This is a genomic window from Bradyrhizobium ganzhouense, from assembly GCF_049949285.1.
GTDB lineage: Bacteria > Pseudomonadota > Alphaproteobacteria > Rhizobiales > Xanthobacteraceae > Bradyrhizobium > Bradyrhizobium ganzhouense.
In genome coordinates this window covers 6,974,455-6,995,674 of record NZ_CP181318.1, presented here as the reverse complement: position 1 = coordinate 6,995,674, position 21,220 = coordinate 6,974,455, and the positions used below count along the sequence as shown (strand labels likewise).

Below are 21,220 nucleotides of genomic sequence, written 5' to 3'. Positions count from 1 at the left end.
GGGAATGACGGTTACGAATTGACGTGCACGAAATCCCGCAGCAGCGGATAGATCTCGTTATTCCAGCGCTTGCCGGAGAACACGCCGTAATGGCCGACGCCGGCCTGCATGTGATGCACCCGGCGATAGGCGCGCACGCCGGTGCAGAGGTCTTGGGCGGCGAGCGTCTGGCCGATCGAGCAGATATCGTCCTTCTCGCCTTCGACTGTCATCAGCCCCATCCGGCCGACCGCCTTGGTGTCCACGGGACGGCCGCGATGCATCAGCTTGCCTTGCGGCAGCAGGTGCTCCTGGAACACGTCGCGCACCGTCTCGATGTAGAATTCCGCCGGCAAATCCATCACGGCGAAATATTCGTCGTAGAAGGTCTTGATGCTGGCGGCCTTCTCCTTCTCGCCTTTGGCGATGTGGTTGGCGAGATCCATGTGCTGCTTGATGTGACGCTCGAGATTCATCGAGACGAAGGCGGTAAGCTGCACGAAGCCGGGATAGACTTTCCGGAGCGCACCGCGGCACTGCACCGGCACGTAGTTGATCAGGTTCTGCTCGAACCATTCGATCGGCTTGCTCTTGGCGAAGTCGTTGACCTTGGTCGGCTGGATGCGCGTGTCGATCGGCCCGGCCATCAGCGTCAGCGTCGCGGGCCGCGACGGATGGTTGCCCTCGCACATGATCGCGGCTGCCGCGAGCGCCGACACGGATGGCTGGCAGATCGCAACCATATGTGGGCGCGGACCCAACTGTCCGAGGAAGTCGATCAGATGCTCGGTGTAGTCGTCGAGCCCGAAGCGGCCTTCGCTGCGCGGAATGTCGCGCGGGTTGTGCCAATCGGTGATGTAGACGTCGTGGTCCTGCAGCAGCGTCTTCACGGTGCCGCGCAGCAGCGTGGCGAAATGGCCGGACATCGGCGCGACCAGCAGCATGCGCGGCTGCTCGGTCACGCCGTCCTTCTTGAAGTGCAGCAGCGAGCCGAACGGCGTCGCGTAGGCGACCTCTTCGGTCACGCCGATCTCGCGGTCGCCGACCGTCACGCTGTCGATGCCGTAGGCCGGGCGGTCATAGGTGAGAGTGGAGCGCGAGATCAGCTCCAGCGCCGCCGAGAGCCGGCCGACGACCTGGTCGGACACGCCTTGCGGCACCAGGTTCAGGAATTTGAGCGCGGACGAGGCTCCCGCCCGCCACGGCGCCGTCAGGTCCATCTGGTTCTGAAAAGCCTGATAATACATCGACATCATACTGAAGCGCCCACCTGTCCGATGCTGCCATGCAATATCGGAGCCAGAAGCGCGTTGGGCCGCCCTCAAAATTGGCACGTCGCTTGCTGCTCATTTCGCAGGAAGCACAGGTAACGGGCACGCCCAGGCCGGGCGGCGTGCGATCAAAGGCGTGAGGGAAGAGCCCTATGGCGAAGGCGACACTGACCATCAGCAGCAAGAACTACTCGTCCTGGTCGCTGCGTGGCTGGCTGCTGACGAAGTTTTCCGGGCTCGATTTCGAGGAGATCGTCACCGCGCCGGACGACGCCTCGGCGCGCGCCGAAATCCTGCTGCTGTCGTCCTCGATCCTGGTGCCCTGCCTGCGTCACGACGGCGCCACCGTCTGGGATACGCTGGCGATTGCCGAATATCTCAACGAGGTGATGCCGGACGCTGGCCTGTTGCCGGCCGATCGCGTCCAGCGCGCGCATTGCCGCTCGATCTGCGGCGAAATCCATTCCGGCTTCACCACGCTGCGCGCCTCGCTGCCGGTCAATCTGAAGGGGCATTTTCCCGGCTTCAAGATCTGGTCGCGCGCGCAGGCCGATATCGACCGGGTCTGGTTCATCTGGCGCGACTGCCTGGCGAAGTCGGGCGGGCCGTTCCTGTTCGGCGAGACGCGCACCATGGCGGATGCGATGTACGCGCCCGTGGTGACGCGCTTCGTCACCTATGACGTCAAGCTCGAGCCGCTTCTGAAGGCCTATGCCGACACCATCATGGCGATGCCCGAGATGAAGGAATGGATCGCGGCGGCGAAGGAAGAGCCGGCCGAGATCGAGGAGCTCGAGGTCGAATATTAGGCAGGCGGCGTGCGGCCTGCCTGTTTCCGGGGCGGCGGCGGCCTGCGTCCTCGCCCGCCTCTATGTCTTTGCCATCGTTAACGTTTGGCGCCGGCAACTGGCGAGGGGCAGCGGTCGTGTCGCGCAGATATTGTGCGCGACAGCTGCGCCTTGTCGACATCTAGCCGTGAACAGCCGCGTACAGAGCTAAACGGCTGATTCGGACGTGATTCGTTCGGGCCGCGTTCCGTTCGTTAAGGTAGAGCGCGGCCCCGTTGCATTTTGAGACAGGACCAAGCCGTCAGGCCACGCCGGTGTGCTTCACGCGCGGCACGCGCCAGCCGATGACGGTGGCTTCCACCGGGACGCCGGCCGCGTCGTTCTGCCAGCGGCCCTCGACATAGCGGCAGGCGAACGGCAGTTGATACGTTCCACTATGGTCCTCACACAGCACTTCGACCGGCAGGCCAGGTGGCGGTTCTCCGGCGCCATCGAATTCCGCCAGACGTCTATCGCGCGTTGCCATACCAAAAATCTCCCCTAATCAAAGCCGCGGCAAGAGCGCCCACTTCTTCCGCGCGCGGTTCACTGCTCCCCGTCCCAGGGAACAACCGAAGCTCAACGCGAGAATGCGGTACGAGTGTGGTAGCTTCGGGGAGCCGAGCCCAATCGGCGCACATTGCCGTGATTTATTTGACGAGGAACCTGAATGCTGTGCCGGATCGCTGCCGTGTGTTTCGCCATGTTACCGCTGGTCGCGCATACGCCGGTGCTGGCCCAGGACGTGCCCGGCATCGAGATCTGCACGGTCGAGAAGACCATGGAGCGGCGCACGAGTTGTCTCCAGAGCAACGTCGATTTTCTCCAGAAGACCATCACCAAGCTCAATCTCGATCATCAGCAGAAGTTAGATGCCGCCAACCGTCAGATCGACGCGCTGAAGGTGACGCTCGTAGGCCTCCAGAAGACCATCGGCGATCTCCAGGCCGCGCAGACGAAGCAGGCTGAGGACCTGAAGAAGAAGCAGGACGCGCCGCCGCCGAAGGATGCGAAATAGAATGCAGCTGTGTCCCGGACGCGGTGCAGCGTGCAACGCTGCTCCGCTGAGCCGGGACCCAGGGGCCACACGTGACTGCGTTGACATGGGCCCCGGCATGGCAGCGCACCACGCCGCGAAGCGCGGCGCGTTGCACTGCATCCGGGGCACGAGAGCAATGCCGATCAAGCGCAGTGGAGACGGCTGGCGCATCATCGCGATGCTTCGAACAAGAGTCGTAACCCATGAACCCAGCCCAGCGCGCGCTCTGGTACATCGAAAGCCATCTGGCCGAGCCGATGACGCTCGACGAGATCGCTGCGATCGGTGGCGTGTCGCGGTTCCACATGGTGCGTGCGTTTGCCGCAGCGGTCGGCCTTCCTGTGATGCGTTACGTGCGCGCGCGGCGGCTGAGTGAGGCGGCGCGCAGCCTCGCGAAGGGCGCGCCGGACATCCTGTCGCTGGCGCTGGAGGCGGATTACGGCTCGCACGAAGCATTCACCCGCGCGTTCCGTGACCAGTTCGGCACCACGCCCGAAGCGGTAAGGGCGGCAATGCGCATCAACGATCTCCAGCTTCAGGAGCCGATCCTCATGGAGTCCACCATGCTCGACAATCTCAAAGCCCCGCGTTTCGAAACCGCAAAGGCGTTCCTCGTCGCAGGCCTAGCCGAGCGCATCACCTGCGACAACGGTGCAGCCATTCCCGGCTTGTGGCACCGCTTCCACCAGGAGGTCGCTGACATCTCCGAGCGAATTGGCAATGTGGCTTATGGCGTCTGCTGCAACGGCGATGATTCCGGCAATTTCGATTACATCGCCGGCGTTGAGGTTGCCGACTTCTCCGATCTGCCGCGCGGGCTTGGCCGCATCCGCATCCCCGAGCAGCGCTATGCGGTGTTCACCCACACCGACCACGTCGCCTCGATCAGGCGCACCGTCAACACGATCTGGAATCAATGGCTGCCGGCCTCGGGCCTGAAGGCTGCCGATGCGCCGAACTTCGAGCGCTATGACGAGAAGTTCGATCCGGTGAGCGGCAATGGCGGCTTTGAGATCTGGGTGCCGGTGCGCGAGTAACGCTGCAACGCTGGCATACCATCCCGCTTGCTTGGCAAGGGGGACCTACTTTGTCATAACCGCTGGCAAAACTTGCCAGCGGGGCCCGTGCCGGACATCCCGAGCAAGCCATAACAAGCAGCCGGGAGGGTCCCCCAAATGTCCAACATCCGCGTTCTCGCCACCGACCTCGAATTTCCAGAAGGGCCGGTCGTGATGCCTGATGGTTCGGTGGTGCTGGTGGAAATCCGCGGCCAGCGCCTGACCCGCGTTTATCCCGACGGCCGCAAGGAGGTCGTCGCCAAGGTGCCGGGCGGCCCGAATGGTGCGGCGCTCGGCCCGGACGGCAAGATCTACATCTGCAACAACGGCGGCTTCTCCTGGATTCCGACCCGCAACATGATCATGCCTGGTCCGCAGCCCGAGGACTATCTCGGCGGCTCGATCCAGCGCGTCGATCTGCAATCCGGCAAGATCGAGACCGTCGTCACCAAATGCGGCGAGCACGATCTGCGCGGGCCGAATGATCTCGTATTCGACAAGCATGGCGGCCTGTGGTTCTCCGATCTCGGCAAGCGTCGCGCGCGCGAGATGGATGTCGGCGGCATGTACTACCTCAAGCCCGGCATGAAGGAGATCGTCGAGGTCGTGCACGGCGTGCTGCCGGCCAATGGCATCGGTCTCTCGCCGGACGAAAACACCGTCTACATCGCGGAGACGCCGACGGGCCGGCTCTGGGCCTATGAGCTCTCCGAGCCCGGCACGCTCAAGCCGCGCGACGTGATCTATCGCGGCGAGCGGGGCAAGCCGATCTGTGGCCTCGGCGGCTACCAGATGTTCGACTCGCTTGCGGTCGAAGCCAACGGCAATGTCTGCGTCGCCACGCTCGTCTCCGGCTGCATCTCGGTGATCGCGCCCGATGGCACCCTGGTCGAGCAGGTCCCGACCGGCGACCGCGTCACCACCAACATCGCCTTTGGCGGCCCGGAGCTGAAAACCGCCTATATCACGCTGTCAGGCAAGGGCGAGCTCGTCGCCATGGACTGGCCGCGCGGCGGTTTGCCTCTCAATTTCCTAAACAAGTAAACGGTGCTAGTGACCGTCATTGCGAGCGAAGCGAAGCAATCCAGGAATGCGTCCGCGGTGACAGTCCGGATTGCTTCGTCGCTTCGCTCCTCGCAATGACGACACGTAAGGAGAGTCCCAAATGCCCTGGCCTGATCCCATCACCCTGCGTGGACAACACGCCCGTCTCGAGCCGCTGTCGAAAGAGCACCGCGAGGGGCTGGTGGAGGCTGTGAAGGACGGCGAGCTCTACACGATCTGGTACACCGCGATCCCGACGCCGGAGAACGTGGCCAAGGAGATCGACCGCCGCCTGGGCCTCCAGGCCGCGGGTTCGATGCTGCCGTTCACGGTGTTCGACGCCGGCGGCAAGATCGTCGGCCAGACCACCTACATGAACATCGATGCCACCAACCGCCGCGTCGAGATCGGCTCGACCTGGTATGGCAAGAGCGCGCAGCGCGGGCCCCTGAACACGCAGTGCAAGCTGTTGCTGCTCACCCATGCGTTCGAGACGCTGAACTGCATCGCGGTCGAATTCCGCACGCATTTCTTCAACCACCAGAGCCGCCGCGCCATCGAGCGCCTCGGCGCCAAGCAGGACGGTATTTTGCGCAGCCATCAGGTCGCGCCGAACGGCACGCTGCGCGACACCGTCGTGTACAGCATCACCGCGGCCGAATGGCCGACGGTGAAGGCGCATCTCGAATATCAACTCAACGATAAGCCGCGCTAGAGGCGGCCGGGACACCATGGATAGATTTGACTATGTGATCATCGGCGCGGGCTCCGCCGGTTGCGTCCTCACCAGCCGGCTCAGCGAGGATCCCAACACCAGCGTCTGCGTGCTCGAAGCGGGCCCGAACGACTGGCACCCCTACATCCATCTGCCGGCGGGTTTCATCAAAACCTTCCACATGAAGAGCATCAACTGGGCCTACCAGCAGGAGGTCGGGCCCTACACCGGCGGACGCAGCATCTACGCGCCGCGCGGCAAGACGCTCGGCGGCTCGTCCTCGATCAACGGCCACATCTACAACCGCGGCCAGCGGATGGACTTCGACACCTGGGCGCAGATGGGCAATCGCGGTTGGGGCTATGCCGACGTGCTGCCCTACTTCAAGCGGCTGGAGAAGCGGGTCGGCGAGGGTGACAACACTTTTCGCGGGCGCGACGGCAACCTCACCGTCACAACAATGGAATGGCGCGATCCGCTTTGCGAAGCCTTCATGGAAGGCGCGGTCTCGCTCGGCATCCCCCGCAACCCCGATTACAATGGCGCGAAGCAGGAGGGCGTCTCCTACTGCCAGCGCACCATCGACAAGGGCCTGCGCGTCTCCGGCTCGACCGCGTTCCTCAAGCCCGCGATGAAGCGGCCCAACGTGCATGTGCATACACATGCGCACGCGACCGAGATCATCTTCGAGGGCAAGCGCGCCGTCGGCGTGCGCTACACCAAGGGCGGTCGTGGCGGCACGCCGGTGGAAGTGCGCGCCAACAAGGAAGTGATCCTCTCCGGTGGCACCTATAATTCGCCGCAGCTGCTGCAGCTCTCCGGCATCGGCTCGCCGGATTTGTTGCAGGCCCACGGTATCGCCGTGCGTCATGCGCTGCCGGTCGGCGAAGGCCTCCAGGACCATTACGCGCCGCGCACGGTGGCGCGCGTCAAGGATATCAAGACCATCAACGAGCTTCGCCGCGGTTTCTCGCTGTGGATCGAGGCGATGAAATGGGCCACGACGCGCCGCGGCCTGCTCTCGCTGTCGCCGACCATGGTCTATTGCTTCTGGCACTCCGGCGAGAGCACCGACTCGTCCGATCTGCAGCTCACCTTCACCCCGGCGAGCTACAAGGAGGGCGTGCAGGGCCAGCTCGAGGACGAGCCTGGCATGACGGTGGCCTCCTGGCAGCAGCGCCCCGAGAGCCGCGGCTATGTCCGCATCCGCTCCAATGATCCGTTTGCGCCGCCGGTCATCCAGACCAATTATCTCGACGCCGAGCTCGACCGCCGCGTCATCGTCGGCGGCATGAAGCTCGCACGGCGCCTGCTGAAGAGCGCGCCGCTGTCGCCCTATTACGCCTACGAGGATTTCCCGGGCCCGAACATCAACACCGACGACGAGTTCCTCGCCGCCGCCACCGAACGCGGCACCACCACCTTCCACCCCGGCTGCACCTGCCGCATGGGCCCGGCGGATTCGACCTGGGCGGTCGTCGACGACGAGCTGCGCGTCCACGGGTTGGAGGGCCTCCGGGTGATCGATGCCTCCGTCATGCCGCGCATGATCTCGGCAAATTTGAATGCATCCACGATGATGATCGCCGACCGCGCCTCGGACCTGATCCGCGGCAAAGCGCCAATGGAGGCCGCGCGAATTCCGGAGGCGGCGGTGGCGTGAGGCGCGATCTACGTACGGCGGGTTAGCCAGCGGCTGCGCGAAGCGCGTCCGTTGCCCCCTGCTTCGTCATTGCGAGCGCAGCTCGCAATGACGGGTGGAGGGAACGGCGTGCTCAAATCTCTCACCGTCACCCTGAGGTGGCCGCTTCTTCAGCGGCCCTCGAAGGGCGACGGCCCGGCTGCATCGGGGCCGTTTATCCTTCGAGGCTCCCCGTGAAGCGCGTTGCGCTTCACGGGGAGCGCCTCAGGATGACGGAGCCGATGGCAGCGCCCCTTAAACTTCCCTGCGGCTCAAAAACGCTAGCCGCTCAAACAAATGCACGTCCTGCTCGTTCTTGAGCAGCGCGCCGTGCAGCGGCGGGATCAGTTTTCGCGGGTCGCGCTCGCGCAATTGCTCGACGCTCATGTCTTCGTTGAGCAGCAGCTTCAGCCAGTCGAGCAGCTCCGACGTCGAGGGCTTCTTCTTCAGGCCGGGCACTTCGCGCACCTCGAAGAAGATGCGCAGCGCTTCCTCGACCAGGCGCTTCTTGATGCCGGGGAAATGGACGTCGACGATGCGGCCCATGGTGTCGGCGTCGGGGAACTTGATGTAGTGGAAGAAGCAGCGGCGCAGGAAGGCGTCGGGCAGCTCCTTCTCGTTGTTGGAGGTGATCATCATGATCGGGCGCTGCTTGGCCTTGATCGTCTCGCCGGTCTCGTAGACATGGAATTCCATGCGGTCGAGTTCGAGCAGCAAATCGTTCGGAAACTCGATGTCGGCCTTGTCGATCTCGTCGATCAGGAGCACCGGGCGCTGTTCGGCGCTGAAGGCCTCCCACAGCTTGCCGCGCTTGATGTAGTTCTTGATGTCGGACACCCTGCTATCACCGAGCTGGCTGTCGCGCAGACGCGACACCGCGTCGTATTCGTAGAGGCCCTGCTGTGCCTTGGTGGTGGACTTGATGTGCCAGGTCAAAAGCGGCGCATTGAGCGCCTTCGCCACTTCCTCCGCCAGCACCGTCTTGCCGGTGCCGGGCTCGCCCTTGATCAGCAGCGGGCGCTCCAGCACGATCGAGGCATTGACGGCGACCTTGAGATCGTCGGTCGCAACATAGTCCTTGGTGCCGGTAAATTTCATCACGCGTCCTTGTTGGTCGTCGGCCTGGGCGTAACCCAGGTCACGACATGGGAACGGCCGCACATGGCGGCCGTTCCTGGTTCGGTCAGGCTTTCAGACCCGTTTTATCAGCGAAAGGATGACGAGCACAATCACCGCGCCAACCGTGGCGTCAATGATGGCGCCCAGCGTGCCCGTGGCGAGTGTGATGCCGAGCTGCGGCAGCACCCAGCCCGCCACCAGCGCGCCGATGATGCCGACGACGATGTTGCCGATCAGCCCAAATCCCGCCCCGTGGACAATCTTGCCGGCCAACCAGCCGGCGATCGCGCCAATGATGAGCGCTGCGAGAATACCCATTGTAAACGTCCCCAAAACAACCCTGTGAGGCGGTCAATTCTAGAGCAAAAAGCCGCCCGGTCCAGCGCCCCGCGCCGCCCTCCGCCCCTTGACGTTCGCCACCCGACGGGCAATCTGTCACCCATGTTCCTGCAATTCTTTACGTCTCTGCGCGATGCGCAGGTCCCCGTGACGCTGCGCGAATACCTCACGCTGATGGAGGCGCTCGACGCTGACCTGTCGGACTATTCGGTCGAGAATTTCTACTATCTGTCGCGCACCTCGCTGGTGAAGGACGAGCGCAATCTCGACAAGTTCGACCGCGTCTTCGGCACGGTGTTCAAGGGGCTGGAAAGCCTGCTCGACGCCATGGAGAAAGCGGAGATTCCCGAGGAGTGGCTGAAGAAGCTCGCCGAGAAATACCTCTCCGAGGAAGAGAAGAAGCAGATCGAGGCGATGGGCTGGGACAAGCTCATGGAGACCCTGAAGAAGCGCCTCGAGGAGCAGAAGGGCCGGCACCAGGGCGGCTCGAAATGGATCGGCACGGCCGGCACCTCGCCGTTCGGCGCCCATGGTTACAATCCCGAAGGCGTCCGCATCGGCCAGGAGAAGAACCGCAACAACCGCGCCGTGAAGGTGTGGGACAAGCGCGAGTTCAAGGATCTCGACGGCAATGTCGAGCTCGGCATTCGCAACATCAAGGTGGCGCTGCGCCGCCTGCGCAAGTTCGCGCGCACGGGTGCGCCGGATGAGCTCGATCTCGATACCACCATTCGCGAGACCGCCAATCACGGCTATCTCGACGTCCATATGCGCCCCGAGCGGCGCAATGCGGTGAAGCTGCTGGTGTTCTTCGACATCGGCGGCTCGATGGATTCGCATATCGAGCAGGTCGAGGAGCTGTTCTCGGCGGCGAAGAGCGAGTTCAAGCACATGGAGTATTTCTACTTCCACAACTGCCTCTATGAAGGCGTGTGGAAGCAGAACAAGCGCCGCTTCACCGATCGCACGCCGACCTGGGACGTGCTGCATAAATACCCGCACGACTACAAGGTCGTGTTCGTCGGCGATGCCTCGATGTCGCCTTACGAGATCATGGTGCCGGGCGGCTCGGTCGAGCACGTCAACGAGGAGCCCGGCTCGGTCTGGCTCGACCGCATCATCCGCACCTATCCGCATTCGGTGTGGCTCAATCCGGTTGCGCAGAAGCACTGGGACTATTCGGAATCGACCACTATCATCAAACGCATCTTCGCCAACCGCATGTTCCCGATCACGATCGAGGGACTGGAAGGCGCGATGAAGGAACTGACGCACTAGCTGCACGCGCGGCAGACAAGAGGGAGAGCACCATGCCCCAAAACATCACCCGCGGCATCAAGGCGCTGATCGACGAGGCCAATGCCGAGATCGAAACGCTCACCGCCAGGGACGCTATCGAGATCTCCAAGAACGGCGACGTCGTCATCGTCGACATTCGTGATCCCCGCGAGATCGAGCGCGACGGCCGCATCCCCGGCGCGTTCTCCTGCACGCGCGGCATGCTGGAATTCTGGATCGATCCGCAGAGCCCCTACGCGAAGCCGGTCTTCCAGGAAGACAAGAAGTTCGTCTTCCATTGCGCCGGCGGCCTGCGCTCGGCGCTCGCGGCCAAGACTGCAAAGGACATGGGCCTGAAGCCCGTCGCCCACATCGCCGGCGGCTACGCCGCTTGGCGCGATGCCGGCGGCCCGACGGAGCAGTGGGAGCCGAAGAAGAAGGGGTGAGTTAGCACCGCACATACCACACACTCCGTCATGGCCGGGCTTGTCCCGGCCATCCACGTTCTCACCCGCGGGTCGAAAGACGTGGATGCCCGGGACAAGCCCGGGCATGACGACCGAGAAAGCTGCCAGAGAGTACATCAATGACTAACACCCCCACCGATCCCCTCGTCTCCACCGAATGGCTCGCCGCCCACATCAACGACGCCAACGTCAAGGTGCTTGACGCCAGCTTCAAGCTGCCGGGCGTGCTGCCACTGCCGAAGGATGACTATCTCGCCGCGCATCTGCCGGGAGCGGCGTTCTTCGACGTCGATGCGGTGTCGGACCATTCCAACCCGTTGCCGCACATGTATCCGAGCGCCGAGCAATTCGGCCGCGACGTCGGCAATCTCGGCATCGGAAATAGCGATACCGTCGTGCTCTACGATGCCGGCGGTTGGGTCGCCGCACCGCGCGCGTGGTGGATGTTCCTGGCTTTCGGCCATAGCAACGTCCGCATCCTCAATGGCGGCCTGAAGAAGTGGCGCGCTGAAGGACGCGCTGTCGAGAGCGGCGAGGTCAAGCCGAAGCCGCAGGCCTTCAAGGCGAGCTACGATCCGAAGCGCGTGCGCAGCATGCAGCAGCTGATTGCCAACGTCGAAAGCCGTACCGAGCAGGTGATCGACGCACGCGCCGCCGATCGCTTCGAAGGTCGCGCCCCCGAGCCGCGCGCGGGCATCCGGTCCGGTCACATCCCTGGTGCGCGCAACGTGCCTTACAACCAGCTGTTCGATGCCGCGACCGGCACGATGAAGCCGCTCGACGACTTGCGCGCCGCCTTCACCGGCGCCGGCGTGAAGCTCGACGCGCCGATCGTGACCAGCTGCGGCTCCGGCGTCTCCGCCGGCGTGCTGACGCTTGCGCTCTATCGCTTGGGGATCACCGACACCGCGCTCTATGACGGCTCATGGTCGGAATGGGGCCAGGAAAAAGGCCCGCCGATCGCGACCGGGCCGGCGTAAGCTCAGCGCGTGCGCGTGGCCGTCGTGGCGAGCGTTTGCTGTTGCTGGCCGAACGGATCGAGCGACTGCTGTAGCTGCTGAGGCGGCGGGCGGCGCGCGATGCGGTGACGCTTCTTCTTGTGCGCACGCGGCTTGCTGTCGGGCGCGGCGCTGTCGGCTTTGGTCTTCGCCGGAGCGAGATCGTTCAGCGCAGCCACCCTGGCCGCTGCAATGTCGCTGACGCGCGATGCCAGCGCCGGTGTCGCGGTTCGCGGCACGTCGGTGGCGCTAACGGTTGGTGCGGGCGTCGTCGGGGCAATGGAAACGGTCGTGTCGGCGAGGGTGAGTGTGTCGGCGGGAGCCGCAGCCTGGATCTTGGCTTGCTCAGGCGCTGGCACCTCGGTGGCGGGCGGAGCGGGCTCTGCAGGCGACGCGACGGCGACGACCTGAGGCTGAGGCTCAGGCTGGGGCTCCGACTGGGCCTTGGCCTCGAGCGCCACTGCGGCCATCTGCTCAGGTCCGGTCTCGACCGCAGGCAGGCCAATGCTCGGGACTTGATTGCTCGGGGCTTGGTCCTGCATCGCGGGCGCCGCTTCATTGGCGACCGGCTCCACGCGGAGCGCCGCGAGCACCGGCTGGGCCTCCGGGCTTTGCGCGAACACCTGCTCCTGCGGGCCGTTCCGCCAGGAGGGGTTGCTGACATACTGCTCGTGGCTCGCCCGCAGCAGCGAAGCGGCCCCTAAGCCGAACACCAGGACGGAGGCTGACAGCAGGATCGCGGCAAGCAGGAAGCGAAAGCCGGGAAGCATTGACGGATTGCGAATTTCCGCCCCGGCGGGTGGGTGCCAGGGCCCATGAGCCATCTGAACGCGGTGACGGTACTGATTGCCGTCTTCGCCACGCGGGGATTCGAGCTCAAATCGGTGGCGAATCAGGCTGATTCGACCATATCGCAACGTCTTCGCGCCGTTCCGTAAAAATCGGGGTGGATGACTCCGCCAATCTGCGGGCTGATGCGATTTCCATCCCCGTGATGCAACGGGGCAACTGTGTGCGATTGCATCACAAATCGCTAAATCGGCCCACATCAGCCTGTTATGTCTTGAATGTGCCGCTATCTTCGGTCATCTGGCCGGTAACGGCTCGGACGGGGCCCGGGGACTATACAAGAGCGATGATGATCAAACATTTTCTGACGATATGCGCTGCCGCAACAGTCGCTGCGGCGGGAACCTCGCTCGCACAAGCCCAGAGCTATCCGGTCCAGCAGGCGCCGAGCTACGGCGCCCCGGCCGAATACCGGCCCGGTGACCGCACCCCGAATTTCGACGCGCTGGAAGATGACGACGACGCGATGCCGCACGCCTCGCTTCCGCCGCCCGGTCCGGCTGACGATCCGCGCTACGCTCGCCCCGCTGGCCCGCCGGTATACTCCGCGGCCCCGCCGCAGGGCCCGGTGATGTCGCCGGATGATCCGCGTTATGGCCGCCCCGCTGGCGCTCCGCCGGTCTATTCCGCCGCCCCGCCGCAGGGGCCGGTGATGTCGCCCGATGATCCCCGCTACGGTCGCCCCGCCGGTCCGCCTGCGGTGATCTATGCCGACCGTCCGGGCCAGGCGCCCGGCAACGATGGCATGCGTCCGCCGGAAGCCGTCGGTGGCCCAGGCGCGACCGGCGCGGTCTCACCGCAGCCCGGTGCCGATGGTCGGCCGATGTCGGTGGCGTCATTGCCGCCCGAGGAGCAGCCTGACGCGGCACCGGCGCAGCTGGCGCCGAACCTGCGCCGCCAGGAGGTCGCGTTCCAGACCAAGGAGCCGGCCGGCACCATCGTCGTCGATACCCCGAACACCTACCTCTACTACGTCCTCGGCAATGGCCGCGCGATCCGCTACGGCGTCCGCGTCGGCCGCGATGGCTTCACCTGGACCGGCGTGCAGAAGATCACCCGCAAGGCTGAGTGGCCGGATTGGCATCCGCCGGCTGAGATGATCGAGCGCCAGCCTTATCTGCCGCGCTTCATGGCCGGCGGCGAAGGCAATCCGCTCGGCGCCCGCGCCATGTATCTCGGCTCGACCGTCTACCGCATCCACGGCACCAACCAGCCTTCGACGATCGGCAAGTTCGTCTCCTCCGGCTGTATCGGCATGCTGAACGAAGACGTCTCCGATCTGTTCGACCGCGCCAAGGTCGGCACCCGCGTCGTGGTGATGCCGGGCGGTACGCCGCCGGGAACGGCGACCGCATCGGCTGCGCCTGCGCCGGGCGCAGCCCCGGCTGGTCCAGTCCCGGGCACGCAGCCGACAGTGGTGCCGCCGCTGCCCGCGCCGGTTACCGTGCGCTAAGCGCGTCGCGACAATTCAGATTGCAGAAGGGCGTGCCATCGGCACGCCCTTTTTCGTTTTGCGTCGTTTCAGGTCTGCGCCGCTTCAGGCGAGCTTGCGCGGCAGCTCATGGCCCTTGGTGAAGGCGTCGATCGCCTCGACCATCTGGCCGTAATGGATGCGCAGGCCGTCCTCGGTCGCGTAGCCGAGATGCGGCGTCAGCACGAGATTGTCGAGCTTGCGGAAGGGATGATCGACCGGCAGCGGCTCGACCGAGAACACGTCGATGCCGGCGCCGGCGATCTTGCGCTGCTGCAAGGCCTCCAGCAGCGCCGTCTCATCGACAATGGGCCCGCGCGCAGTGTTGACGAGGAAGGCGGTCGGCTTCATCCGCGCGAGATCTGCGCGGCCGACGAGGCCGCGTGAACGATCGCTCAGCACCACATGGATGGTGACGATATCGGCCTTGGCGAACAGCTCCTCCTTGGTGGCGTAGCCGACGCCTGCGTCTGCGCACTTCTCCGGCGTGAGGTTCGGGCTCCAGGCGATCACGTTCATGCCGAAGGCCTTGGCGATGCCGGCCATCTTGCTACCGAGCTTGCCAAGCCCAACGACGCCGAGCGTCAGGCCTTCGATCTCGACGCCAGCGAAGGTCTGCCAGGGTTCGCCCGCATGCATGCGCGCATTCTCGCGGCCGATGCCGCGGGTCAGTTCCAGGATCAGGCCCATGGTGAGCGGCGCGGTCGGATCGCGCGAATATTGCGTGCCGCCGAGGGCGATGCCTTTCGCCTTCGCGGCCTCCATGTCGATCGAGGCGTTGCGCATACCCGACGTCAACAGCAGCTTCAGTTTCGGCAGCGCCTCGAACAGGCTCTTGGGGAACGCCGTGCGCTCGCGCATCGCGCAGATGATGTCGAAATCGGCCAGCGCGCTGGCTGCGGCCTGCTCGGAGGCGAAGGGGTGGCTGAACACGGTGGCATCGACGCGGTCGGACAGTTTCGCCCAGTCGGCGACGTCGAGGGCGAGGTTGAAATAGTCGTCGAGAATTGCACAGCGCAGCCGCGTCATCAGCGTTCGTCCATGGCGAGAGGTGCGGCGCCAGGCGGAGGGGCGCCATCGTTGGAACCGGGCCATGGTTGCGCGCAATCACGCCTGCGCGCAAGCAGTCTGGGTCTTCAAAAATCCGATAGGGAAAATCCGAGAGGGAACGGCGGCTCAGAGGCCGCGGGGCTTCAGCCGGATCGGCGCATCCATGCCGTGCTTGGCGCGCCAGGCCGGGCCGGGGCCGCGCATGTAGTGCAGTTCGGGCCGGTAGGGGTTGAAGGCCGTGGCGAAGAAGTGCTTCCAGAAGCCCTTGATCTCGGACACGAGTCCGGACGTGTTCCTGGCGTCGGCCGGAACGGCGATGGCGTGGGTGTCGATCATAGCCATGATGGGCCTCGCTGTGCTCCCCGTTCATTCTGAGCGGGTGGCGCTGTTTCCGCGCGAAACCGAGCTTTGGCTTGATTTATTAAAAGATGGTTTCAATTGTCCGGATCGGGGTCCGGATGGTGTCCGCCCAGTATTCATCCGTGGTGAACGGAGGGAAAACATTGCCCTTTGGGGGCGGGATCGCTACATCGGCGGCAAGCAAATTTCCTCAAATCGAAGGTTTCACGGGACCGATGGCGCGCCAATTTGTCTACTTCATGGACGGCCTGACCAAGAGCTATCCGACCCGCAAGGTGCTCGACAACATCCGCCTGAGCTTTTACCCGGACGCCAAGATCGGCGTTCTCGGCGTCAACGGCTCCGGTAAGTCGACCCTGCTTAAGATCATGGCGGGCCTCGACAAGGAGTACACCGGCGAGGCCTGGGTCGCCGAGGGCGCACGCGTCGGCTATCTCGAGCAGGAGCCGCAGCTGGACCCTGCGCTATCCGTGCGCGAGAACGTCATGCTGGGCGTCGCCAAGCAGAAGGCCATCCTCGATCGCTACAATGAGCTGGCGATGAATTATTCCGAGGAGACCGCCGACGAGATGACCAAGCTGCAGGACGAGATCGAGGCCCAGGGCCTCTGGGATCTCGACAGCAAGGTCGACCAGGCCATGGACGCGCTGCGCTGCCCGCCCGACGATGCCGACGTGACGAAGCTCTCGGGCGGTGAACGTCGCCGCGTCGCGCTGTGCAAGCTGTTGCTCGACCAGCCTGAGCTGCTGCTGCTGGACGAACCGACCAACCATCTCGACGCCGAGTCGGTGTCATGGCTGGAAGGCCATCTGCGCACCTATCCCGGCGCGATCCTGATCGTCACCCACGATCGCTACTTCCTCGACAACGTCACGAGCTGGATCCTCGAGCTCGATCGCGGCAAGGGCATTCCCTACGAGGGCAATTATTCGTCCTGGCTGGTGCAGAAGCAGAAGCGGCTCGAGCAGGAAGGCCGCGAGGACGCCGCGCACCAGAAGACGATTGCACGCGAGCAGGAGTGGGTCGCGTCCTCGCCGAAGGCGCGCCAGGCCAAATCGAAGGCGCGTTACCAGCGCTACGAGGAACTGCTCAAGCAGGCGAGCGAGAAGCAGAGCCAGACCGCGCAGATCATCATTCCCGTCGCCGAACGCCTCGGTGCCAACGTGGTCGATTTCGAAGCCCTCAGCAAAGGCTATGGCGATCGGCTGCTGATCGACGATCTCACCTTCAAGCTGCCGCCCGGCGGCATCGTCGGCGTGATCGGCGCGAACGGCGCCGGCAAGACCACGCTGTTCAAGATGATCACCAAGCAGGAGACCCCGGACAAGGGCACCATCACGGTCGGCGAGACCGTGCATCTCGGCTATGTCGACCAGTCGCGCGACGCGCTCGACGGCAGCAAGAACGTGTGGGAGGAGATCTCAGGCGGCAACGAACTGATCCTGCTCGGCAAGAAGGAAGTGAACTCGCGCGGCTATTGCTCGTCGTTCAACTTCAAGGGCGCCGACCAGCAGAAGAAGGTCGGCGCGCTCTCCGGCGGTGAACGCAACCGCGTCCATCTCGCCAAGATGCTGAAGTCCGGTGCCAACGTTCTGCTGCTCGACGAGCCGACCAACGACCTCGACGTCGACACGCTGCGCGCGCTCGAAGAGGCGCTCGAGGATTTCGCCGGCTGCGCCGTCATCATCAGCCACGATCGCTGGTTCCTCGACCGCATCGCGACCCACATCCTGGCCTTCGAGGGCGACAGCCATGTCGAATGGTTCGAAGGCAACTTCCAGGACTACGAAAAGGACAAGATGCGCCGGCTCGGCCAGGACAGCGTCATCCCGCACCGCGTGAAGTACAAGAAGCTGACGCGGTGATGGCGTCATGATGCGGCGGGCGCTCATCGCTGCGGTGATCGTGATCACCTGCGGCTGGTCGTCCGCCTACGCCGCCGACGCTGCCTTCACGCAGTTCATCGCCTCGCTGTGGCCGGAAGCGCAAGAGGCCGGCGTCTCGCGCGCGACGTTCGACGAGCAGACGCGCGGGCTCGAGCCCGATTACAAGCTGCCTGATCTGATCCTGCCGGGACGGCCCGCGACCGGCGCACCGTCGCAGGCCGAATTCGTTCAGGTGCCGGCGGACTATGTCAGGGAAGGCTCGATTGCGAATCTCGCGGGCGAAGGGCTGCGGCTGCTGCAGAAATACAACGCTGCGCTGACGAAGATCGAGAAGAGCTCCGGCGTGCCCGCCACCGTGATGCTCGCGATCTGGGGACGCGAGACCGATTACGGCCGCTATACACTGCCTTACGACCTCGTCCGCGTGCTGGCGACGCAGGCCTATGTCGGCCGGCGCAAGGACACCTATCGCAACGAGTTCATCCTCTCGCTGAAGATCCTCGGCGAGGGCGTGGTGACGCGGAAGGACATGCGCTCATCCTGGGCCGGCGCCACCGGGCTCACGCAGTTCCTGCCGTCCGAATATTACAAGCATGGCGTCGATTTCGACGGCGATGGCCGCGTCGACATCTGGCACTCGGTGCCGGATGCGCTGGCCTCGGCCGCGCAACAGCTCGTCAACAAGGGCTGGCAGAGCGGCGTGCGCTGGGCCTATGAGGTCAAGGCGCCGGCAAAGGTCGACTGCACCATCGGCGTGCCCGAGGTGACCAAGCCGATCGGCCAGTGGCTGCGTGAAGGCTTTGTACCGGTGCGCGCCGAGAAGCTCAGCGCCGCCGAGCAGGCGCAGCCAGCTTCGCTGCTTCAGCCGGAGGGCATCTATGGTCCGGCGTTCCTGACCACGAAGAACTACTTCGTCATCAAGGAATACAATTTCTCCGACCTCTACGTGCTGTTCGTCGGTCATCTCAGCGACCGCATGACGAGCCCGCTCCCGTTCGCGACGCCGTGGTCCGCGTCGAAGCAATTGCGCACGAAGGACGTCGAAACGATGCAGCGCGGGCTGACGCGCGCCGGGCTCTACAAGGACAAGGTTGACGGCAAGGCCGGCATGCAGACGCGCGCTGCACTTGGCGCCTATCAGAAGTCGGCCGGGCTCAAGGTCGATTGCTGGCCGAGCGAAGAGGTGCTGCGTTCGATCCAGGCGGCGCGCTGACAAAAGCCGCCAAAAAGAAAAAAGCCCGGCCGATGGTCTCGGCCGGGCTTCGATCGCGGCGCTTGGTCAGCGCCGTGCGATCGGATCAGTAGCAGACGCGAACCGGGCGGATCACCCAGCCGTAACCGTCCCAATAGCGCTGGCGCTGCCAGTAGCAGGGCGGAGGCGGCGGGCCGGGCTCGGCCACGTACACCGGTCCGCCATAAGCGGGACGGCTTGACGCGATGGCGCCGCCGATGATCGCGCCGCCGAGCAGGCCGGCCGCGATGCCCACACCGACGCCGTCACCGGCTTTGGCGGACGGCGTGGCGGTCACCAGCGAACCGGCGATCGTCGCAACCGTGAGGGCGGCAACAATAGTCTTCTTCATGCTCTTGGCTCTCCTGAGAGAAGGACGTCCCTTGTTAGGAGCGTCCGGGGTTCAAAGGTTCACGCACACTCTTATGGAATTGGCCTTGCAGCTAGGAAGCGCGCAAATGGTCAATCCACGGTAAACGCACACAGAGCTGTGACGAGAAAAAGCGGTCTTTTTCAGGCCCGGAGATGAATGGCGCATCCGTAGTGAACCGGCTGAATTGAATCAGAGCGGACTCTCGCGCCTCAGCCACAGACTCGGACGCGGCGAACGCGCCAGGCGTAGCCGTCCCAGAAGCGCTGCCTCTGCCAGACGCAGCCGTCGCCGTAATAGTCGTCGGCGACGTAGCCTGGACCCGGCGCGTAGTAGCGGGGCGGATAATAGCCGGGGCCGTACCCCGGGCCATACGCGTAGCCCGGTCCGGGTCCGTAATAATACGGAGAGGCCAGCGCGCCACCGACGATGGCGCCCCCGATGATCCCGGCGGCGACGCCGGCAGCGACGCCGCGCTGTGCATGGGCCGGCGTGCCCGCGGCCAAAACGAGGGTGGCGGCGGCAGCGACCGCCATAAGCGACTTCTTCATTGGGGCGACCTTTCACAGCGAACGCAAAACTCTTGCGGCTAAGGTTCCATATTTCGTTTGAACGATCAATGAACGGCGCATTGGCCGGGTGCGACCAATTGGTAGAATTGGCCGATTTCAGGCCTGGGAGGCGCTGATGACCATCCTGACCAATGCTCTGATCGCCGGCGCGGCCGTCGGCGTGGTCGGCTATGCCCTGATGAGCCATTTACAGAGCCGCGCCCCACGCCCGCGCGCCAGGGCAGGCGGCGACGGCGGAAGCGACACTTATTCGGATACCGCGAATGAGAGTTTCTCGCTCGGAAGCTGGTTCTCCAGCGACAGTTCCGGAAGCTCGACCGACAGCGGCAGCTGCTCCACGAGCGATAGCGGCGGGGGCGGAGATTGCGGAGGCGGGGGCGATGGTGGGGGAGGCGGGAGCGGCGACTAGGCCCCATCAGGCCTCGTCTTGATCCCGCGCAACGCCCTATTTTAGAGCCGTTCTAGGCTGTTTCCGGGCCAGTTTGGAATAGCTTGAAATACCAGTTTTTCCTTTTGCATCGGGGCGGCCCCTTAAATATCGATGATGGCGCATCACTGAAGGGCCTACCGCTTCCATGATCGTTTGTTCCTGTAACGTGCTGAGCGATGACGACATCCGCGCCGCCGTCGCCGAGTCCGACGATGCCGTGCGTCATGCCAAGCAGGTCTATGGATGCCTCGGCTGCAGCGCCGAGTGCGGCCGCTGTGCCCGGACGATCAAGACCATTATCGACGAAGCGCTCGGCCCCTGCGCCAAGTCCTGCTGCTCCGGCTGCCCGCACAACCACACCGTGGCTGCCAATGACGAGACGGCCGAACCCGCCCAGTTCGCCCTCGCGGCCTGCTGAAAACTTTCCCCGCCATCGGCTGAGCTTTTCCCCGGGTGCGCCCCCGTAGCCGGTTGCCCTCGTGGGTAAACTGACTTAGAAGCGTTCTAAACTCGGTTTAGGGCCGATTTGGACTGTAAGAGCTGGAGTGAACCATGCAGGGCGACGCAAAAGTTATCGATTATCTCAACAAGTCACTGCGTCACGAGCTGACTGCGATCAACCAGTACTGGCTGCACTATCGCTTCCTCGACAATTGGGGCCTGCTGGACATGGCCAAGGTCTGGCGCAAGGAGTCCATCGAGGAGATGGAGCACGCCGACAAGCTCACCGCGCGCATCCTGTTCCTCGACGGTTTCCCGAACATGCAGGTGCTCGATCCCCTGCGGATCGGCCAGAACGTCAAGGAGATCATCGAGTGCGATCTCGCCGCCGAGATGAGCGCGCGGGCGCTCTACCAGGAAGCGGCGACCTACTGCCACGGCGTCAAGGACTACGTCACGCGCGACCTGTTCGAGAAGCTGATGAGCGACGAGGAGCACCACATCGACTTCCTCGAAACCCAGCTCGACCTGATCGGCCGTATCGGCCTCGAACTCTACACCCAGAAGCACGTCGGCGGCCTCGAGGGCGAGGGGCACTAAGCCTTCGTCTTGGTCACTCGGGCTGCCACAAACTCCGCCGTCATCCCGGCGAAAGCCGGGATCCATACTCCCAGACGGGAGTGGAGGCGCGCGATCGGCAACCACTGGGTTTCGCCAAACCACTCCTTGTGGTTATGGGTCCCGG

The 21,220-nt window shown here is 64.3% G+C and carries 25 protein-coding genes; 16 read left to right on the top strand and 9 right to left on the bottom strand.

The features are described from left to right. Nucleotides 1-11: 11 nt before the first annotated feature. Entirely contained in the window at nucleotides 12-1,235 is a 1,224-nt protein-coding gene (locus tag ACLFLU_RS32490; protein WP_426408793.1) for a polyhydroxyalkanoate depolymerase, read from the bottom strand. Nucleotides 1,236-1,402: 167 nt separating this feature from the next. Between ACLFLU_RS32490 and ACLFLU_RS32485 the strand changes: the two genes are divergently transcribed. Continuing rightward, nucleotides 1,403-2,059, top strand: coding sequence for a glutathione S-transferase family protein (locus ACLFLU_RS32485; protein ID WP_426408792.1), 657 nt, complete (start codon nucleotides 1,403-1,405; stop codon nucleotides 2,057-2,059). Nucleotides 2,060-2,339: 280 nt separating this feature from the next. On the opposite strand, the gene ACLFLU_RS32480 is transcribed toward ACLFLU_RS32485, so the two are convergent. Next, nucleotides 2,340-2,564: a hypothetical protein gene (locus ACLFLU_RS32480; protein WP_426408791.1), complete on the bottom strand. Its 225-nt coding sequence runs from the start codon at nucleotides 2,562-2,564 to the stop codon at nucleotides 2,340-2,342. A 183-nt stretch (nucleotides 2,565-2,747) separates the two neighbouring features. On the opposite strand from ACLFLU_RS32480, the gene ACLFLU_RS32475 reads away from it, so the two are divergent. The 5 genes from ACLFLU_RS32475 (at nucleotide 2,748) to ACLFLU_RS32455 (ending at nucleotide 7,596) form a co-directional block, all read left to right on the top strand. Next, complete coding sequence (locus ACLFLU_RS32475) at nucleotides 2,748-3,095, top strand: hypothetical protein (protein ID WP_426408790.1); 348 nt, start codon at nucleotides 2,748-2,750, stop codon at nucleotides 3,093-3,095. A gap of 224 nt (nucleotides 3,096-3,319) precedes the next feature. Continuing rightward, on the top strand, nucleotides 3,320-4,153 hold the full coding sequence (locus ACLFLU_RS32470; RefSeq protein ID WP_426408789.1) for a GyrI-like domain-containing protein: 834 nt from the start codon (nucleotides 3,320-3,322) through the stop codon (nucleotides 4,151-4,153). A 138-nt stretch (nucleotides 4,154-4,291) separates the two neighbouring features. Then, nucleotides 4,292-5,218 carry an SMP-30/gluconolactonase/LRE family protein gene (locus tag ACLFLU_RS32465; protein ID WP_426408788.1) on the top strand — a complete coding sequence of 309 codons (927 nt, stop codon included), beginning with the start codon at nucleotides 4,292-4,294 and terminating at the stop codon, nucleotides 5,216-5,218. Between the two features lie 121 nt (nucleotides 5,219-5,339). Next, nucleotides 5,340-5,933, top strand: a complete 594-nt coding sequence (locus ACLFLU_RS32460) for a GNAT family N-acetyltransferase (RefSeq protein ID WP_426408787.1) — start codon at nucleotides 5,340-5,342, stop codon at nucleotides 5,931-5,933. A gap of 16 nt (nucleotides 5,934-5,949) precedes the next feature. Beyond that, nucleotides 5,950-7,596: a GMC family oxidoreductase gene (locus tag ACLFLU_RS32455; RefSeq protein ID WP_426408786.1), complete on the top strand. Its 1,647-nt coding sequence runs from the start codon at nucleotides 5,950-5,952 to the stop codon at nucleotides 7,594-7,596. Nucleotides 7,597-7,869: 273 nt separating this feature from the next. Here ACLFLU_RS32455 and ACLFLU_RS32450 read toward each other — a convergent pair whose 3' ends face one another. Both ACLFLU_RS32450 and ACLFLU_RS32445 read right to left on the bottom strand, forming a co-directional pair. Next, on the bottom strand, nucleotides 7,870-8,712 hold the full coding sequence (locus tag ACLFLU_RS32450) for an AAA family ATPase (protein WP_426408785.1): 843 nt from the start codon (nucleotides 8,710-8,712) through the stop codon (nucleotides 7,870-7,872). 93 nt (nucleotides 8,713-8,805) lie between these two features. After that, complete coding sequence (locus tag ACLFLU_RS32445; protein ID WP_426408784.1) at nucleotides 8,806-9,051, bottom strand: GlsB/YeaQ/YmgE family stress response membrane protein; 246 nt, start codon at nucleotides 9,049-9,051, stop codon at nucleotides 8,806-8,808. 123 nt (nucleotides 9,052-9,174) lie between these two features. Between ACLFLU_RS32445 and ACLFLU_RS32440 the strand changes: the two genes are divergently transcribed. The 3 genes from ACLFLU_RS32440 (at nucleotide 9,175) to sseA (ending at nucleotide 11,797) form a co-directional block, all read left to right on the top strand. Beyond that, nucleotides 9,175-10,350, top strand: a complete 1,176-nt coding sequence (locus tag ACLFLU_RS32440; protein ID WP_426408783.1) for a vWA domain-containing protein — start codon at nucleotides 9,175-9,177, stop codon at nucleotides 10,348-10,350. 32 nt (nucleotides 10,351-10,382) lie between these two features. Beyond that, on the top strand, nucleotides 10,383-10,796 hold the full coding sequence (locus ACLFLU_RS32435) for a rhodanese-like domain-containing protein (RefSeq protein WP_426408782.1): 414 nt from the start codon (nucleotides 10,383-10,385) through the stop codon (nucleotides 10,794-10,796). 140 nt (nucleotides 10,797-10,936) lie between these two features. Continuing rightward, a complete protein-coding gene (sseA, locus tag ACLFLU_RS32430; protein ID WP_426408781.1) occupies nucleotides 10,937-11,797 on the top strand; it encodes a 3-mercaptopyruvate sulfurtransferase in 861 nt (286 codons plus the stop codon). Nucleotides 11,798-11,799: 2 nt separating this feature from the next. Here the strand turns inward: sseA and ACLFLU_RS32425 are convergent, their stop codons facing one another. Next, nucleotides 11,800-12,585, bottom strand: a complete 786-nt coding sequence (locus tag ACLFLU_RS32425; protein ID WP_426408780.1) for a hypothetical protein — start codon at nucleotides 12,583-12,585, stop codon at nucleotides 11,800-11,802. Nucleotides 12,586-12,630: 45 nt separating this feature from the next. Between ACLFLU_RS32425 and ACLFLU_RS32420 the strand changes: the two genes are divergently transcribed. Both ACLFLU_RS32420 and ACLFLU_RS32415 read left to right on the top strand, forming a co-directional pair. After that, complete coding sequence (locus tag ACLFLU_RS32420) at nucleotides 12,631-12,753, top strand: hypothetical protein (RefSeq protein WP_426408779.1); 123 nt, start codon at nucleotides 12,631-12,633, stop codon at nucleotides 12,751-12,753. Nucleotides 12,754-12,953: 200 nt separating this feature from the next. After that, on the top strand, nucleotides 12,954-14,117 hold the full coding sequence (locus ACLFLU_RS32415) for a L,D-transpeptidase family protein (RefSeq protein WP_426408778.1): 1,164 nt from the start codon (nucleotides 12,954-12,956) through the stop codon (nucleotides 14,115-14,117). Between the two features lie 84 nt (nucleotides 14,118-14,201). On the opposite strand, the gene ACLFLU_RS32410 is transcribed toward ACLFLU_RS32415, so the two are convergent. Both ACLFLU_RS32410 and ACLFLU_RS32405 read right to left on the bottom strand, forming a co-directional pair. Further along, entirely contained in the window at nucleotides 14,202-15,164 is a 963-nt protein-coding gene (locus ACLFLU_RS32410) for a D-2-hydroxyacid dehydrogenase family protein (protein WP_426408777.1), read from the bottom strand. 147 nt (nucleotides 15,165-15,311) lie between these two features. Further along, on the bottom strand, nucleotides 15,312-15,527 hold the full coding sequence (locus ACLFLU_RS32405) for a hypothetical protein (RefSeq protein WP_426408776.1): 216 nt from the start codon (nucleotides 15,525-15,527) through the stop codon (nucleotides 15,312-15,314). Nucleotides 15,528-15,760: 233 nt separating this feature from the next. Between ACLFLU_RS32405 and ettA the strand changes: the two genes are divergently transcribed. After that, nucleotides 15,761-17,410: an energy-dependent translational throttle protein EttA gene (ettA, locus tag ACLFLU_RS32400; RefSeq protein WP_426408775.1), complete on the top strand. Its 1,650-nt coding sequence runs from the start codon at nucleotides 15,761-15,763 to the stop codon at nucleotides 17,408-17,410. Nucleotides 17,411-17,417: 7 nt separating this feature from the next. After that, nucleotides 17,418-18,644, top strand: a complete 1,227-nt coding sequence (locus ACLFLU_RS32395) for a lytic murein transglycosylase (protein WP_426408774.1) — start codon at nucleotides 17,418-17,420, stop codon at nucleotides 18,642-18,644. An 85-nt stretch (nucleotides 18,645-18,729) separates the two neighbouring features. On the opposite strand, the gene ACLFLU_RS32390 is transcribed toward ACLFLU_RS32395, so the two are convergent. Both ACLFLU_RS32390 and ACLFLU_RS32385 read right to left on the bottom strand, forming a co-directional pair. Then, entirely contained in the window at nucleotides 18,730-19,014 is a 285-nt protein-coding gene (locus tag ACLFLU_RS32390; protein ID WP_271669237.1) for a hypothetical protein, read from the bottom strand. A gap of 230 nt (nucleotides 19,015-19,244) precedes the next feature. After that, nucleotides 19,245-19,583, bottom strand: a complete 339-nt coding sequence (locus ACLFLU_RS32385) for a hypothetical protein (RefSeq protein WP_426408773.1) — start codon at nucleotides 19,581-19,583, stop codon at nucleotides 19,245-19,247. 136 nt (nucleotides 19,584-19,719) lie between these two features. Between ACLFLU_RS32385 and ACLFLU_RS32380 the strand changes: the two genes are divergently transcribed. The 3 genes from ACLFLU_RS32380 to bfr all read left to right on the top strand — a co-directional run bounded on the left by ACLFLU_RS32380 (nucleotide 19,720) and on the right by bfr (nucleotide 21,075). Further along, complete coding sequence (locus ACLFLU_RS32380; RefSeq protein ID WP_426408772.1) at nucleotides 19,720-20,013, top strand: hypothetical protein; 294 nt, start codon at nucleotides 19,720-19,722, stop codon at nucleotides 20,011-20,013. 166 nt (nucleotides 20,014-20,179) lie between these two features. Further along, nucleotides 20,180-20,452 carry a (2Fe-2S)-binding protein gene (locus tag ACLFLU_RS32375; RefSeq protein ID WP_354107383.1) on the top strand — a complete coding sequence of 91 codons (273 nt, stop codon included), beginning with the start codon at nucleotides 20,180-20,182 and terminating at the stop codon, nucleotides 20,450-20,452. Between the two features lie 134 nt (nucleotides 20,453-20,586). After that, nucleotides 20,587-21,075: a bacterioferritin gene (gene bfr / locus ACLFLU_RS32370; protein ID WP_027529403.1), complete on the top strand. Its 489-nt coding sequence runs from the start codon at nucleotides 20,587-20,589 to the stop codon at nucleotides 21,073-21,075. Nucleotides 21,076-21,220 lie beyond the last annotated feature (145 nt).

Excerpts from the sequence above, each read along its gene's own strand:
- ACLFLU_RS32490 (WP_426408793.1), bottom strand. The coding sequence starts at position 1,235 with ATGATGTCGATGTATTATCAGGCTTTTCAGAACCAGATGGACCTGACG.
- ACLFLU_RS32485 (WP_426408792.1), top strand. The coding sequence starts at position 1,403 with ATGGCGAAGGCGACACTGACCATCAGCAGCAAGAACTACTCGTCCTGG.
- ACLFLU_RS32480 (WP_426408791.1), bottom strand. The coding sequence starts at position 2,564 with ATGGCAACGCGCGATAGACGTCTGGCGGAATTCGATGGCGCCGGAGAA.
- ACLFLU_RS32475 (WP_426408790.1), top strand. The coding sequence starts at position 2,748 with ATGCTGTGCCGGATCGCTGCCGTGTGTTTCGCCATGTTACCGCTGGTC.
- ACLFLU_RS32470 (WP_426408789.1), top strand. The coding sequence starts at position 3,320 with ATGAACCCAGCCCAGCGCGCGCTCTGGTACATCGAAAGCCATCTGGCC.
- ACLFLU_RS32465 (WP_426408788.1), top strand. The coding sequence starts at position 4,292 with ATGTCCAACATCCGCGTTCTCGCCACCGACCTCGAATTTCCAGAAGGG.
- ACLFLU_RS32460 (WP_426408787.1), top strand. The coding sequence starts at position 5,340 with ATGCCCTGGCCTGATCCCATCACCCTGCGTGGACAACACGCCCGTCTC.
- ACLFLU_RS32455 (WP_426408786.1), top strand. The coding sequence starts at position 5,950 with ATGGATAGATTTGACTATGTGATCATCGGCGCGGGCTCCGCCGGTTGC.
- ACLFLU_RS32450 (WP_426408785.1), bottom strand. The coding sequence starts at position 8,712 with ATGAAATTTACCGGCACCAAGGACTATGTTGCGACCGACGATCTCAAG.
- ACLFLU_RS32445 (WP_426408784.1), bottom strand. The coding sequence starts at position 9,051 with ATGGGTATTCTCGCAGCGCTCATCATTGGCGCGATCGCCGGCTGGTTG.
- ACLFLU_RS32440 (WP_426408783.1), top strand. The coding sequence starts at position 9,175 with ATGTTCCTGCAATTCTTTACGTCTCTGCGCGATGCGCAGGTCCCCGTG.
- ACLFLU_RS32435 (WP_426408782.1), top strand. The coding sequence starts at position 10,383 with ATGCCCCAAAACATCACCCGCGGCATCAAGGCGCTGATCGACGAGGCC.
- sseA (WP_426408781.1), top strand. The coding sequence starts at position 10,937 with ATGACTAACACCCCCACCGATCCCCTCGTCTCCACCGAATGGCTCGCC.
- ACLFLU_RS32425 (WP_426408780.1), bottom strand. The coding sequence starts at position 12,585 with ATGCTTCCCGGCTTTCGCTTCCTGCTTGCCGCGATCCTGCTGTCAGCC.
- ACLFLU_RS32420 (WP_426408779.1), top strand. The coding sequence starts at position 12,631 with ATGAGCCATCTGAACGCGGTGACGGTACTGATTGCCGTCTTCGCCACG.
- ACLFLU_RS32415 (WP_426408778.1), top strand. The coding sequence starts at position 12,954 with ATGATCAAACATTTTCTGACGATATGCGCTGCCGCAACAGTCGCTGCG.
- ACLFLU_RS32410 (WP_426408777.1), bottom strand. The coding sequence starts at position 15,164 with ATGACGCGGCTGCGCTGTGCAATTCTCGACGACTATTTCAACCTCGCC.
- ACLFLU_RS32405 (WP_426408776.1), bottom strand. The coding sequence starts at position 15,527 with ATGGCTATGATCGACACCCACGCCATCGCCGTTCCGGCCGACGCCAGG.
- ettA (WP_426408775.1), top strand. The coding sequence starts at position 15,761 with ATGGCGCGCCAATTTGTCTACTTCATGGACGGCCTGACCAAGAGCTAT.
- ACLFLU_RS32395 (WP_426408774.1), top strand. The coding sequence starts at position 17,418 with ATGATGCGGCGGGCGCTCATCGCTGCGGTGATCGTGATCACCTGCGGC.
- ACLFLU_RS32390 (WP_271669237.1), bottom strand. The coding sequence starts at position 19,014 with ATGAAGAAGACTATTGTTGCCGCCCTCACGGTTGCGACGATCGCCGGT.
- ACLFLU_RS32385 (WP_426408773.1), bottom strand. The coding sequence starts at position 19,583 with ATGAAGAAGTCGCTTATGGCGGTCGCTGCCGCCGCCACCCTCGTTTTG.
- ACLFLU_RS32380 (WP_426408772.1), top strand. The coding sequence starts at position 19,720 with ATGACCATCCTGACCAATGCTCTGATCGCCGGCGCGGCCGTCGGCGTG.
- ACLFLU_RS32375 (WP_354107383.1), top strand. The coding sequence starts at position 20,180 with ATGATCGTTTGTTCCTGTAACGTGCTGAGCGATGACGACATCCGCGCC.
- bfr (WP_027529403.1), top strand. The coding sequence starts at position 20,587 with ATGCAGGGCGACGCAAAAGTTATCGATTATCTCAACAAGTCACTGCGT.